At 75.5% G+C, this 12,723-nt stretch carries 13 protein-coding genes; 10 read left to right on the top strand and 3 right to left on the bottom strand.

All coding sequences use genetic code 11. The features are described 5' to 3' along the window. The first annotated feature begins 42 nt into the window (after positions 1–42). The 5 genes from EDD32_RS14470 to EDD32_RS14450 all read left to right on the top strand — a co-directional run bounded on the left by EDD32_RS14470 (position 43) and on the right by EDD32_RS14450 (position 3,962). Positions 43–528 carry a DUF6328 family protein gene (locus EDD32_RS14470; RefSeq protein WP_123918559.1) on the top strand — a complete coding sequence of 162 codons (486 nt, stop codon included), beginning with the start codon at positions 43–45 and terminating at the stop codon, positions 526–528. After that, positions 521–946, top strand: a complete 426-nt coding sequence (gene arfB / locus EDD32_RS14465) for an alternative ribosome rescue aminoacyl-tRNA hydrolase ArfB (protein ID WP_123918557.1) — start codon at positions 521–523, stop codon at positions 944–946. The genes EDD32_RS14470 and arfB overlap by 8 nt, the downstream gene beginning before the upstream one ends. Before the next feature lie 32 nt (positions 947–978). Beyond that, on the top strand, positions 979–1,431 hold the full coding sequence (locus tag EDD32_RS14460; protein ID WP_123918555.1) for a methyltransferase family protein: 453 nt from the start codon (positions 979–981) through the stop codon (positions 1,429–1,431). A 58-nt stretch (positions 1,432–1,489) separates the two neighbouring features. Beyond that, entirely contained in the window at positions 1,490–3,151 is a 1,662-nt protein-coding gene (locus tag EDD32_RS14455) for a substrate-binding domain-containing protein (RefSeq protein ID WP_123918553.1), read from the top strand. 343 nt (positions 3,152–3,494) lie between these two features. Then, entirely contained in the window at positions 3,495–3,962 is a 468-nt protein-coding gene (locus tag EDD32_RS14450) for a hypothetical protein (RefSeq protein ID WP_123918551.1), read from the top strand. A gap of 21 nt (positions 3,963–3,983) precedes the next feature. Here EDD32_RS14450 and EDD32_RS14445 read toward each other — a convergent pair whose 3' ends face one another. Further along, positions 3,984–4,262 (bottom strand): hypothetical protein, encoded by a 279-nt coding sequence (locus EDD32_RS14445; protein ID WP_123918549.1) that lies wholly within the window; start codon positions 4,260–4,262, stop codon positions 3,984–3,986. 61 nt (positions 4,263–4,323) lie between these two features. On the opposite strand from EDD32_RS14445, the gene EDD32_RS14440 reads away from it, so the two are divergent. From EDD32_RS14440 to EDD32_RS14430, 3 genes are read left to right on the top strand one after another with little or no spacing between them, the layout of a single operon-like run. Further along, positions 4,324–5,304 (top strand): AAA family ATPase, encoded by a 981-nt coding sequence (locus EDD32_RS14440; RefSeq protein ID WP_123918547.1) that lies wholly within the window; start codon positions 4,324–4,326, stop codon positions 5,302–5,304. Next, positions 5,301–6,533 carry a DUF58 domain-containing protein gene (locus EDD32_RS14435; RefSeq protein ID WP_123918545.1) on the top strand — a complete coding sequence of 411 codons (1,233 nt, stop codon included), beginning with the start codon at positions 5,301–5,303 and terminating at the stop codon, positions 6,531–6,533. Before EDD32_RS14440 ends, EDD32_RS14435 begins: the two co-directional genes overlap by 4 nt. After that, positions 6,530–8,908, top strand: coding sequence for a transglutaminase TgpA family protein (locus EDD32_RS14430; RefSeq protein ID WP_123918543.1), 2,379 nt, complete (start codon positions 6,530–6,532; stop codon positions 8,906–8,908). The genes EDD32_RS14435 and EDD32_RS14430 overlap by 4 nt, the downstream gene beginning before the upstream one ends. Here the strand turns inward: EDD32_RS14430 and EDD32_RS14425 are convergent. Beyond that, positions 8,836–9,558: a DUF72 domain-containing protein gene (locus EDD32_RS14425; protein ID WP_123920574.1), complete on the bottom strand. Its 723-nt coding sequence runs from the start codon at positions 9,556–9,558 to the stop codon at positions 8,836–8,838. The two genes, EDD32_RS14430 and EDD32_RS14425, sit on opposite strands and share 73 nt — an antisense overlap. Before the next feature lie 164 nt (positions 9,559–9,722). On the opposite strand from EDD32_RS14425, the gene EDD32_RS14420 reads away from it, so the two are divergent. Together EDD32_RS14420 and pgi are read left to right on the top strand one after the other, a co-directional pair. After that, positions 9,723–10,631 (top strand): Gmad2 immunoglobulin-like domain-containing protein, encoded by a 909-nt coding sequence (locus EDD32_RS14420; RefSeq protein ID WP_123918541.1) that lies wholly within the window; start codon positions 9,723–9,725, stop codon positions 10,629–10,631. A gap of 135 nt (positions 10,632–10,766) precedes the next feature. Next, positions 10,767–12,389 carry a glucose-6-phosphate isomerase gene (gene pgi, locus EDD32_RS14415; protein WP_123918539.1) on the top strand — a complete coding sequence of 541 codons (1,623 nt, stop codon included), beginning with the start codon at positions 10,767–10,769 and terminating at the stop codon, positions 12,387–12,389. A 64-nt stretch (positions 12,390–12,453) separates the two neighbouring features. On the opposite strand, the gene EDD32_RS14410 is transcribed toward pgi, so the two are convergent. Then, entirely contained in the window at positions 12,454–12,717 is a 264-nt protein-coding gene (locus tag EDD32_RS14410; RefSeq protein WP_123918537.1) for a hypothetical protein, read from the bottom strand. Positions 12,718–12,723 lie beyond the last annotated feature (6 nt).

Genomic DNA, 12,723 nt, shown 5'->3' with positions numbered 1-12,723 from the left:
GAGGACCTACCCTGGCGGCCTGGACATCACGGAGGAGGACGGGTGCGCGGCAGGAACGGCGGCTTGGAGAAGGGCCGGGACGAGACACCCGAGGAGCGCTCGGACCGGAACTGGAACGAGCTTCTCCAGGAGATGCGCGTCATGCAGACGGGCACCCAGATCCTCACCGGCTTCCTCCTCACGCTGCCGTTCCAGTCCCGCTTCACCGAGCTCGACGCGTTCCAGGTGGGCACCTACCTCGCGCTGGTGGTCCTGTCGACGATGACGACCATCGCCGTGGTCGCCCCGGTGAGCCTGCACCGCATCCTCTTCGGCAAGCGGCTCAAGTCCGAGACCGTCGACACCGGCAACCGCCTGGTCAAGGGCGGCCTGGCCCTGCTCGGCGTGGTCGTCGTCGGCGTCGTCCTGCTCGTCTTCGACGTCGTCACCACCCGCACGACGGCGCTCACCGTCGCCGGCGTGCTCGGCCTGCTCGTCGTGCTGGCCTGGCTCGTGCTGCCGCACGGCGTGCGCCGTCGCGATGCCTGACCCACTGCGGGTCACCGCTGCGGTCGTCCTCGACCCCGCCGACCTGGCGTGGCGCTTCTCGCGCGCGGGCGGACCGGGCGGCCAGGGCGTCAACACGGCGGACTCCCGCGTCGAGCTCTCGTTCGACGTCGCCCGGTCCGCCGCGCTCAGCCCCGCCCAGCGCGACCGGGTCCGGGCGGTGCTCGCGTCGCGCCTCGTCGGCGACGTGCTGACGGTGGTCGCGTCCGAGCACCGCTCGCAGCTGCAGAACCGGCGCGCCGCCCAGGAGCGCCTGCTCGCCCTGCTGCGGGACGCGCTGGCCCCGCCACCCCCGCCGCGGCGCGCGTCGCGCCCGTCCCGGGGCGTGCGCCGCCGCCGGGCGGAGGACAAGCAGCGCCGCAGCGCCACCAAGGAGCTCCGGCGGCGCCCGCCGGACTGACGGGCACCCGTCGCTGGTGGCACCCTGGGCGTATGGACCGTACCGACCTGCTCGTCGCCGGCCAGGCCGCTGCGCTCGCCGGCGTGCTGTGGCCCGGACGGGCCCGGTGGCGGCCCGCGCCGGCCACCCGCCGCCTCGCCTGGACGCTCACCCTGGCCGGCGGAGCCCTCTCCCTCGCCGGGCTCGCCCCGCACGGACGGCGGATCACCCCACGCGTGCGCCCGCCCGCCGACGCCGGGCTCATCACCACCGGCGTCTACGCCCACACCCGCAACCCCATCTACGCCGGTCTCGCCACCGCCTCCTTCGGCGTGGCGCTGCTGCGCGGGCGCCGTGGCCCGCTCGCCGCCGCCGCGCTCCTGACCGTCGTCCTCGCCACGAAGGCCCGGGTCGAGGAGGACGCCCTGCACCGCCACTTCGGCGAGCCCTACCGCCACTACGCCGCGCGCACCCCGCGACTGATCCCTGGGCGCCGTCCGCACTGACCCTCTGCCCCCAGAACGCGCGGTATCACCATGGCCGGACCATCGTTAGGTTCACGGCATGGGTCGGCACGACGACTCGCGACGCAGCGGGCTGTGGTGGGTGGCACCCACCGCACTCGTCGTGCTGCTCGTGGTGCTGGGCGGCATCGCCTGGGCGAACTGGCCGCGCGCGGACGAGCCCGCCGGCCGGGACCGGGCGGACGGCCCGGCAGCCACCACGGCCGCGGCCACCGCCACCGCCGCCCCCTGCGAGGAGCCCGCGGAGGTGCGGGTGACCACGACCCCCGACCTGGCACCGGTCCTGGAGGAGGTGGCGGCCAGGATCCAGGAGGAGGCCTGCGCGACCTACGCGGTCACGGCCGCGCCCGCCGCGGAGACAGCCGCGCAGCTCACCGTCGCCACGGCCACCGGTCCCCACGTGTGGGTGCCCGACTCCCCCGTCTGGGCCGAGCGTGCGGCGGCCGCGCGTGGTGAGGCCCTCGAGGTGGGGCCGGTCCTGGCGACCAGCCCGGTCGTCATCGCCCTGCCGCGCGCGATGACCGAGGAGCTCGGCAGCGCCCAGCCCTGGCAGACGTTCCTCACCGGCGGGGTGGACCTGCTCATGGCCGATCCCGAGGAGTCCACCGCCTCCCTCCTCGCCCTCGTCAGCGCCGGGGAGGTCCTCGGCGGCACGCCCGAGGGCGAGCAGGCCCTGGGCCGCGCCACGATCGTCCTGTCCCGGCAGGAGACGACCGAGGACGAGCTGTTCGACCGGGCGGACTCCCCCGACGCCGTCGCGTTCCCCGCCAGCGAGCAGCGGCTCTTCCGCCACCTCGCGGCCAACCCCGGCGCCCCGCTGGTCGCCGTCGTCCCGGCCGAGGGGACCGGGGCGTTCGCATTCCCCTTCGTCCGGGTCGCCGCAGCACCCGAACCCGCCGTGGCGGCGCTCGAGGAGGCCCTGACCGGGTCCGCGGGGCGCGCCGCGTTCGCCGCGGCCGGCTTCCGCGACACCGACGGCGGCGGCTCCCCGGGCGTGCCGGGCATCCCGGAGGACACCGAGCCGAGGCCGGATCCCTCCGCGGCGGCCGTCGAGACCGCCCTGGCCTCGTGGCGCACCGTCGCGGTGGACATGCGCATGCTCGCCGTCATCGACATCTCGGGCTCGATGCTCGACGACGCGGGCGGGCGGTCCCGCATCGAGCTCGCGGCCGGCGCCGCCCAGGTGGCGATGCAGCAGTTCCCGCCGACCTCGCAGGTGGGCCTGTGGGCCTTCTCGACCGACCACGGCGAGGGCCGCGACTGGACCGAGCTCGTCCCGGTCGCCCGGATCGACTCCCCCGCCGGCGACGGGACGCACCGCGACGCCCTGCTGGCGGCGGCGCAGTCCCTGCCGGCGCGCGCCGAGGGCGACACCGGCCTCTACGACACGGTGCTCGCGGCGTACCGTGCGGTCCAGGACAGCTACGAGCCAGGATTCGTCAACTCGGTCGTGCTGCTCACCGACGGCAAGAACGAGGACGGCGAGGGGATCAGCTTCGACCGGCTCCTCGCCGAGCTCCAGGCGGCGGGCGACCCGGACCGGCCCGTGCCGGTCATCACGGTGGGCATGGGGCCGGGCACCGACGAGACCGAGCTGCGGGTCATCGCCGCCCAGACGGGCGGGCGGAGCTACCTCGCCGAGAACCCGGAGGACATCGGGACCGTCTTCGTCGACGCCCTGCTGAACCGGCCCCGCCGCTGAGCCGCGCCGACGTGGCGGGCGACCCGTGCCGCGACGCGGTCCCGGACGTGGAGGACGGCCCGCCGCGTGCCGGGGGAAGGCGTCGCGACGGGCCGTCGGTCAGGGTGTCCGCGTCAGCGGCAGGTGCAGCGCTGCTCCGTGGGAACGCCTGCGAAGACCTGGTCGACGTGCATGCCGCAGCCGGTCCAGGTGATCTTGCCACAGCTGTTGCATCGAGCGGGACTGCACATGGTTCTCTCCTCGGTCTCAGGAAGGGGTACCCGACTTTTATACCCCACGGGGTATGTGCTGTCCACCCGGCGGGAGCCAGAGTGACGCATACCCCACGGGGTATGGTGCGCTCATGGCTGCCCCGTCCGCCCCCGTCCCGCCGACCGAGGAGACCGCCCACGCCGGCCTGGACCTCACGAGCCCTGCCCTGGCGGCGGTCGCGGGTCCGCGGCTGCGCGACCAATGGCCGGCCCGGCGGCTCCTGGTCGCGGCCGTGGCGGCACCCGCCCTCGCCGTCGTCCTGGTCGTCGCCGGGGGCGGCTGGGGCGGCCCGCCCGCGTGGAGCGCGCTCGTGCTCGCAGCGGCCGTCCTCGCGGCGGGCACGCTCGCCTCGTACGTCCCGCTCACCGGCGCCGGTACGGTGGTGGACACCGGCTGCTCGACGTGCGCGGCGCTGGCGGCCGTCGGCGTCGTCGGCGCCGTGGTGACCCTGGCGAACAACCCCGCGCACGCCGTCCCCGGCGCGATGTTCGCCGTCTCCTTCGCCGCCTTCGGCCTCACGCAGCGGCTGGTCGGCCAGACGTCCTGCCCGACCGCCTGACCCTCCGGTCGGCGCTGCCCGCTAGGCCGTCCACCCCAGGACGAGGTCGCCGACGTACATCGTCACGAGCCACACGGCCGCCAGGGCGAAGGGCAGGGCCAGCACCCGCCCGGGGTGCCGCCGGAACCACCGGACCGCGAGGACCAGGGCCACGACCCACACCAGGACGAGGGCGACCACCGCCCACCCCGGGGCCAGCAGCCCCGAGGAGAGGAAGACCGGCAGGAGCACCAGCAGCAGGAGGACCCCGACGACGGCGGCGGCGCCGCGGCCGACGTCGCGCGCCCGGTGGTGGGCCATCCCCGCAGCGTAGACGCCCCGATCCCTTCCGTGCGGGCCGCCGATGAGGCACGATCGGGCCATGGACCCGGTTGTCACGGAGACGGTCGACGTCGACCTCGACCGGCTGCACGCCGTCGTCGGCTCCGCCCGGGCCGCGATGTCGACCGTGGTCGAGGGCAAGGAGGAGGCGGTCGCCACCACGCTGACCGTCCTCCTCGCGGGTGGTCACCTCCTCGTCGAGGACGTCCCCGGCGTGGGCAAGACCCTCCTGGCCAAGACCCTCGCCCGCACGGTCGACGGCACGGTCCGGCGCATCCAGTTCACCCCCGACCTCCTCCCGAGCGACATCACCGGGGTGAGCGTCTTCAACCAGGACACCCACATCTTCGAGTTCCGCCGGGGGGCGGTCTTCGCCAACGTCGTCGTCGGCGACGAGATCAACCGGGCATCGCCCAAGACCCAGTCGGCGCTGCTCGAGGCCATGGAGGAGCGCCAGGTGACGGTCGACGGCCGCACCCACCACCTCCCCTCCCCCTTCGTCGTCATGGCCACCCAGAACCCCATCGAGATGGAGGGCACCTACCCCCTCCCCGAGGCGCAGCGCGACCGGTTCATGGCACGGATCTCCATGGGCTACCCCTCGGCGTCGGCGGAGCTGCGCATGCTCGACACGCACAGCGCCCGGGACCCCCTCGACGAGCTCGAACCCGTCACCGACGCCGCGACCGTCGCTGCCCTCGTCCAGGAGGTCCAGCGCCTGTACGCCAGCGCCGCGGTGCGCCAGTACGTCGTCGACCTCGTCGCCGCGACACGGACGAGCCGCTACCTCCGCCTGGGGGCCTCACCGCGCGCCGGTCTGCACCTGCTGCGCGCCGCGCGGGCCCACGCGGCCCTGCGCGGGCGTGACCACGTGCTGCCCGAGGACATCCAGGAGCTCGCCGTCCCGGTCCTCGCGCACCGCCTGCTCCTCGCCGGCGAGGCCGAGCTCGCCCTGCTCACCCCCGCGGACGTCCTGGGGGCGATCCTGGCCGACGTCCCCGTCCCCGACCGCGCCCGATGAGAAGCCCGCGCCTGACGACCCGGGGACAGTCGTTCCTGGCCGCGGGACTGACGATCTCCCTGGTCGGCATGGTGCTCGGGTTCCCCGACATCACCCGCATCGGTGACCTCCTCGCCGTGCTGCCGGTCCTCGCGCTGGTCGCCGGCTGGCGGCGCACGCCGCAGATCTCGGTGCGCCGGACCGTCAGCCCCACCCTGCTGCGACCCGGGCAGAGCGCCGACGTCCACCTCGACATCCGCAACACCGGCACGACCACCACCGTCCTGCAGCTCGCCGAGGAGCACCTCGACCCGGCGCTGGGGCGGCCTCCGCGGCTGCTCCTGCCCGACATGCGTCCTGGCGAGCACCACCAGGCGTCGTACCGGGTGCGCGGTGCCACGCGGGGAGGCTACCGGGTCGGCCCCCTGAGCCTGCGCCAGGAGGACCCGTTCGGCCTGACGACCTCGCGGCTGGAGCTGCACGCCACCGCCGACGTCGTCGTCCTGCCCCGGGTGGAGGAGCTCGACCCGGCGGTCCTGCGCCGGCTCGGCGTCGCCGGCGAGGGCGTCCTGCCGCACTCGGTGGGGACCCAGGGCGAGGACGACGCCAGCACGCGCTCCTACTGCGAGGGCGACGACCTGCGCCGCATCCACTGGCCCGCCACGGCCCACCGCGGCGAGCTCATGGTGCGCCAGGAGGAGCGCCACGCCCGCCGCCGCGCCGTCCTCGTGCTCGACCCCCGCCCCGCCGCCCACCGTGGCAGCGGCGAGGACAGCTCCTTCGAGTGGGCCGTCAGCGCCCTGGCCTCGGCCGCCGTGCACCTGCACCGGCTGGGTTTCTCGCTCGTGCTGGCCTCGGCCGGGACCGCCGCCCAGGGCCTGGCCAGCGAGCCGCTGCCCGTCCAGGCCGTCCTGCGCCACCTCGCGCTCGCCCGCCCCGACGACGGCGACCTCGCCGGGGTCCTGCGCGCCGCACGTCACGCCCGCGCGGGGATGGCGGTCGCGGCCGTGGCCGACGGCCTCGGTGAGAACCTCCCGCGCCTGGTCGGCGTCCGGCCAACGGGCGGGGTGGGCCTGCTGCTGCTCCTGGACACCGCCACGTTCACCTCCGCCACCGTGCCCGGGCGCCGCACCCAGGAGGCAGCCACGCGGGCCCGTGCGGCGGGCTGGCACTGCCACGTCACCCGCCACGGTGAGAGCGTCCACCGGGCCTGGGCCGAGGTCACGCGCGGTGAACGGGTGCGCTCGTGATCGAGCGCAGCCGCTGGCCCGACGCCCTCCTCGCCGCCCTCGCGACCGCGGTGGCGAGCTGGTCGGTCACCCCGCTCCTCCGCGAGCAGCCCTGGGTCGGGCCGCTGCTGCTCGTCCTCGCGACCGTGGCCGTGACCGGCAGCGCCGCGCGGGCGCTGCGCCTGCCGGCCCCGGCCGTCCTCGGCGTCCAGGGGACCCTCGCGACGCTCGTCCTGTCCTGGCTCCTGGTGCCCGGCGACCACCTCTACGGCCTGCCCACCTCCCGCACCCTCGCCGCCGCCGCGGCGCTGTGGACCGAGGGACTCACCACCGTCCGTGACGAGCAGGTCCCGGCGCCGGCCACCGCCGGCCTGGTGCTCCTCGTCGTCGCCTCGCTCGCCGCGGTGGGGCTGGCCGTGGACGCCATCGGGGTCACCGGCCGGTCGCCGGCGCTGGCCGGCGTCCCGCTCCTCGTCGTGGGGACGGTGACGGCCTCCAACACCGGCGACGCCCTGCACCCGTGGTACTTCGCCTCCACCGCCGTCGTGTGGCTGCTGCTGGTCGCGCGTGAGGGGCTCGGCACGGTGCGGCGCTGGTCCACCGCCCGCACGGACGAGCTCACCACGTCGGTCTGGCTCGGGCCTGCTGTCGAGCGCAGCCGACGGCGCTACTCCCAGCGGGGACGCGTCCTCGTCGCCGCCACCGTCGCGCTGGCCGCCGCCCTCCCGGCGGTCGTCCCGCACCTGCCACCTACGACGGTGGTGGAGGGCCTGGCCCGGGCGGCCGGCGGCGCCCGGGGCCCGGTGACCTTCACCGAGACCCTCGACCTCGCCCAGGACCTCGCCTCCCGCAGCGAGGCACCGGTGCTGCGTTTCCGGACCGACTCCAACCGTCCGACCCCCCTGCGGGTGACGGTCAGCACCCGGTACGAGGACGGGCGCTGGCTGCCCAGCGCCCGCCGCATGGGCGACCCGCCGCCGCCCGAGCCTCTCCTGCCCGTCGGCGTCGAGACGGAACCGTGGTCGATGACCGTCCTGCTCAACCGGCTCAGCGCCCCCCAGGTCGCGATGCCGCACCCGCTCGTCGCCGCCGACGTCGGGGACATCACGTGGGGCCTGGACGCCGCCACCGGCACCGCCCTCGTCGCGGACCAGCCCGCCAGCTACGAGGCGACGTCCTACCGGACGGTGGGCAGCCTCCCACCGGGGACCGGCGCCTGGACCATCCCGGAGCTGGGCGATCCCGACCTCCTCCACGTCGACGAGGCGTCCCGGGAGACCGTCACCGCCCTGGCGCGAGAACTCACCGCGGGCAGCGCCAACCAGGTCGACGCCGCCTCCGCCATCCAGGCCTTCCTCAGCAGCGAGGCGTTCGTCTACAGCCTCACCCTCGCCGACCCGGTCGTCGGCGCCGACGGCATCGAGCTGGACCCGGTCAGCCACTTCCTGGCCACCCGGCGCGGCTACTGCGTGCAGTTCGCGACGGCGATGATCATGATGTCCCGGGCGAGCGGCATCCCGGCCCGCCTGGCGGTGGGGTTCCTGCCCGGCGAGCAGGATGAGGACGGGGCACGCACCGTCGTCGCCGCGGACGCCCACGCCTGGCCCGAGCTCTACGTCACCGGCCTGGGGTGGACCAGGTTCGAGCCAACCCCGGCTGTGCGGGCGGGCAGCCGCCCGCTGTACTTCGTCCAGGACGCCCCCGAGGCGACCGCCGCACCGGGCGCCACCGCCGCCCCGGTCGCCCCCGAGCGCACCGCGCCGGGCCTCGACGCCGGCGACGTCACCGACGTGGGCACCAGCTCCTCCTGGACCGACCGCGTCCGTGGCCTGCTCCTGCCCGCCCTCGCTGCGGTCGTCGTGCTCGCCGCGCTCGTCCTCCTGGTCCCCCTCGCCGGCCGGCGTGCGCGGACGGCGCCGCTGCGACGCGCCGAGGACGACGCTACCCGGGTCGAGGCTCGGTGGCACCTGCTCGTGGCCTCGCTGCGCGACCTGGGAATCGCCGTGCCCGTGGGCGCGAGCCCCCGGCGCTCCCGCGAGCTGCTGGTCGGGGCCGCCGCGCTGAACGGCGCCGGCGCCGAGGCGCTCGCGCGGATCACCGACCGGGTCGAACGCGTGCGCTACGCACCCGGCCCGGTCCGGGACGGTGCCATGACTGCCGACGTTGAGACCGTCCTGGCGGAGGTCAGGGCCGCGGCTCCGCGCCGCGCCCGGCTGCGGGCCGCCCTCCTGCCGGTGACGGGGGTCGACCGGCTGGCCGCCCTCGGCGCCGGCGCGCGCACCGCCGTGGCCGCGGCGGTCCGGCGGCTCGGCTCCGTGGGGCTTCAGCGGTCCAGCAGCTCGCGGAGCCGGCCGGCGTTGCGCACGGCGTTGCCGCCGCCGTCGTTGTTGAAGTAGGCGAAGACCTCCCGGCCCGACCCCTCCCACTCCCGGAGACGGTCGGCCCACCACCGCAGGTCGTCCTCGGAGTACTGCCCCCCGTAGAGGTGGTGGTGGTCGGGCCCGTGGAGGCGGACGTAGACGTGCGGCGCGGTGGCGCGCAGCAGGCACGGCAGACCCGCGCCGCTCATCACGCAGTAGGCGGCGCCGTGGCCGGCGAGCATGTCCAGCACGGCCTCGTCGTGCCAGCTGGGGTGGCGCATCTCGATCGCCACCCGCATCCACGGCGGGAGCCGGCCGAGGAAGTAGCCGAGCCGGGCGTCGTCGCGCTCGAGCCCGGGCGGGAGCTGGACGAGCACCACGCCTCGGCGCGGTCCCAGGGTGTGCCACGCCACCGCGAGGCGCTCGACCCAGGGCTCGGGGGCGTACAGGCGCCGGGCGTGGGTGAGCCCGCGGGGCGCCTTGACCGAGAGGAGGAAGCCCTCGGGCGTCCGCCGGCGCCAGCTCGCGAAGGCGGCCTCCCGCGGCCAGCGGTAGAAGCTGGCGTTGAGCTCGACGGTGCCGAACCGCTGCACGTAGTGCCCCAGCCTCTCGCGCGGCGGCGAGCCCGGGGGGTACAGCACCCCGTCCCAGTGGTCGTAGCTCCAGCCCGACGTGCCGACGTGGATCACCGGCGGCCCCCTCTCCGCGGCGAGCCTACGTCCCCAACCCCCGTCCGTCGCGGCCCGGCGGTGCCACACTGGGAGCGTGCGGCGGGGATGGTCCGGCCTTCGGGCCGTCCGGGCCGGCGCACCGGCCCCACCCGCGACGCCGCCCCACCGAGGAGGCCGACATGGCCAGACACCTTCGACGATGGGGGCCGGTCGCCGCCCTCGTCCTCGTCCTGACGGCGTGCACCGACGTCGACCCGGGCACCGACCCGACGACGAGCGCGTCGCCCACCGGTGGGGCCACCGCCACCGCCGGCCCCACCGGTGAACCCACCACCGAACCCGGCGCGGAGCCGACCACGGAGCCCGCCACGGAGCCCGCCGGGACGGAGGAGGTGCCGGTGTACTTCGTCGTGGACACGCGCAACGGCATCCGCCTGGCGCGTGAGCTGCGTGAGGTCGTCGGCGACCCCCTCGTCGGCGCCGTCGAGACGATGGTCGCGGGCCCGCAGGACCCCGACTACACGACCACGTGGGACCCGGCCACCGAGGTCCTCGGCGTCGAGGACGACGACGGCACCCTCGTCGTGGACCTCTCCACCGAGGCGCGCACCGCCAACGTGGGCTCCGAGGGCGCGGCCATGATGGTCCAGCAGCTCGTCCACACGGTCACCGGCGCCGCCGGCGCCGAGGACGCGGACGTCCTCCTCCTCATCGACGGCGAGCCCGCCGGTGAGCTGTGGGGCACGCTCGTGTGGGACGAGCCTGTCGCGGCCGAGGACCCGCTCGACGTTCGGCAGCTCGTGCAGATCGACCGGCCCGCCGAGGGCGCGGCGGTCACCTCGCCGCTGACCGTCTCCGGTGAGGCGGCCGTCTTCGAGGCCAACCTGCCGTGGCGGGTCCTCGACGACGCAGGCACCGAGGTCGAGGCGGGCTTCACGATGACGAGCGAGGGCCAGACCTTCGCGCCGTTCTCCTTCACGGTCGAGCTCGACCCGGGCACCTACACGGTGGAGATCACCGAGGACGACCCCTCCGGCGGCGCCGGCGGTGAGCCGACCGTCGACACCAGGACCGTCACCGTCGGCTGAGTGCGCGCCGCGACGCCGTCGCCGCGCCGCGGGTTCGTCCCGGTGCCCTCACCGCGCCATGATGGTCCCGTCAAGGCCGGGCCGGACCCGGCGGACCGACGAGGCCGGGGCCAGCCCGGCGGAGGAGCGCACCCCGTGAGCCGACCCGACATCTCCACCACCCCCGCCTGGCAGGCCCTGGCCGCGCACGCGGCGACCGCCGGCGACGCGCACCTGCGGGACCTCTTCGCGGCCGACCCCGAGCGGGGCACACGCCTCGTGGCCGAGGTGGGCGACCTCTACGTCGACTACTCGAAGAACCGCGTGACCGACGAGACGCTCGCGCTCCTGGTGGACCTGGCGCGGGCCGCCGGGCTGCCCGAGCGGACCGAGGCGATGTTCCGCGGCGAGCACATCAACACCACGGAGGACCGCGCCGTCCTGCACACCGCCCTGCGCGCCCCGCGCTCGGCCGAGCTCGTCGTCGACGGCCAGGACGTCGTCGCCGACGTCCACGCCGTCCTCGACCAGATGGCCGCCTTCGCCGAGCAGGTCCGCACCGGGGCCTGGACCGGCCACACCGGCGCGCGCATCTCCACGGTGGTCAACATCGGCATCGGCGGGTCCGACCTCGGCCCCGCCATGGCCGCCGGCGCCCTGGCACCCTTCAGCCACCCCGGCATCCGATCGCTCTTCGTCTCCAACGTCGACGGCGACGACATCGCCGACGCGCTCGACGGCCTCGACCCGGCGAGCACCCTCTTCGTCGTCGCGTCGAAGACCTTCACCACCATCGAGACCATCACCAACGCCCGCACGGCCCGCGCCTGGCTGGTCGAGGGCCTCGGCGACGACGCGGCGGTCGCCAAGCACTTCGTGGCCGTCTCCACCAACGCCACCGAGGTCGCCGGGTTCGGCATCGACACCGCCAACATGTTCGGGTTCTGGGACTGGGTCGGCGGCCGCTACTCGTTCACCTCGGCGGTGGGCCTGTCGCTCATGATCGCCATCGGCCCCGAGCGCTACCGCGAGATGCTCGACGGGTTCCACACCGTCGACGAGCACTTCCGCACCACCCCGCTCGAGCGCAACGTCCCTGCGCTGCTGGGTCTGATCGGGATCTGGTACCGCAACTTCCTCGGCGCGGCCACGCACGCCGTCCTGCCGTACAACCAGCACCTCGCGCGTTTTCCCGCCTACCTCCAGCAGCTCGACATGGAGTCCAACGGCAAGTCCGTCACCGTCGACGGCGAGCCCGTGCGCGTCGAGACGGGCCCGGTGGTGTGGGGCGAGCCCGGCACCAACGGCCAGCACGCCTTCTACCAGCTCATCCACCAGGGCACCCAGCTGGTCCCGGCGGACCTGCTCGGCTTCGTCCGGCCGGCCGTGGAGATCGACCCGCACCACGACCTCCTCACCGCGAACCTCCTGGCCCAGGCCGAGGCGCTGGCCTTCGGCAAGACCGCGGACGAGGTACGGGCCGACGGCGTCGCCGCCGACCTCGTGCCGCACCGCACGTTCGCCGGCAACCACCCGACCACGATGGTCCTGGCTCCGGCCCTCACCCCGTCCGTCCTCGGCCAGCTCGTCGCCCTGTACGAGCACAAGGTCTTCACGCAGGGCGTCGTGTGGGGCATCAACTCCTTCGACCAGTGGGGCGTCGAGCTCGGCAAGGTCCTCGCCGGGCGGATCGTGCCGGAGCTGACCGGGGAGGACGAGCCGGCCCACGACTCCTCCACCAACGCGCTCATCCGCCGCTACCGCGAGCAGCGACGCTAACGCGGCACCAGTCCAGGCGGGCCGGTGCCGGGGCGGCGGTCCGGGGACGGCAGTCGCGGCGCCCTCACCGGCGGGTGACGTCCCGGGCGGGCACCCACACCCCCCGGTAGGCCGACCGCGGGTCGCCCACCGCCACGAGGACGAGCGGTGACGTCCAGGCGGTGGCGACGGTCTCCACGAGCTCCTCGCCGTCGTCGGCCCACACGAGCCGGGCGACGACGGGGACCGGCGCCTGGGCGGTCGTGAACCGCCCGGGCACGCCACGGCTGTTGAGGATCCTCTGCCGGCCCGCCCACCACGGGGCGACGCCGTCCGCCCCGACCGTCATGCGCGC

Source organism: Georgenia muralis, from assembly GCF_003814705.1.
In the GTDB taxonomy this organism is placed as follows: Bacteria; Actinomycetota; Actinomycetes; order Actinomycetales; family Actinomycetaceae; genus Georgenia; species Georgenia muralis.
The sequence above is the reverse complement of the archived record's forward strand: the minus strand, read 5'-3'. Positions and strand labels throughout refer to the sequence as shown.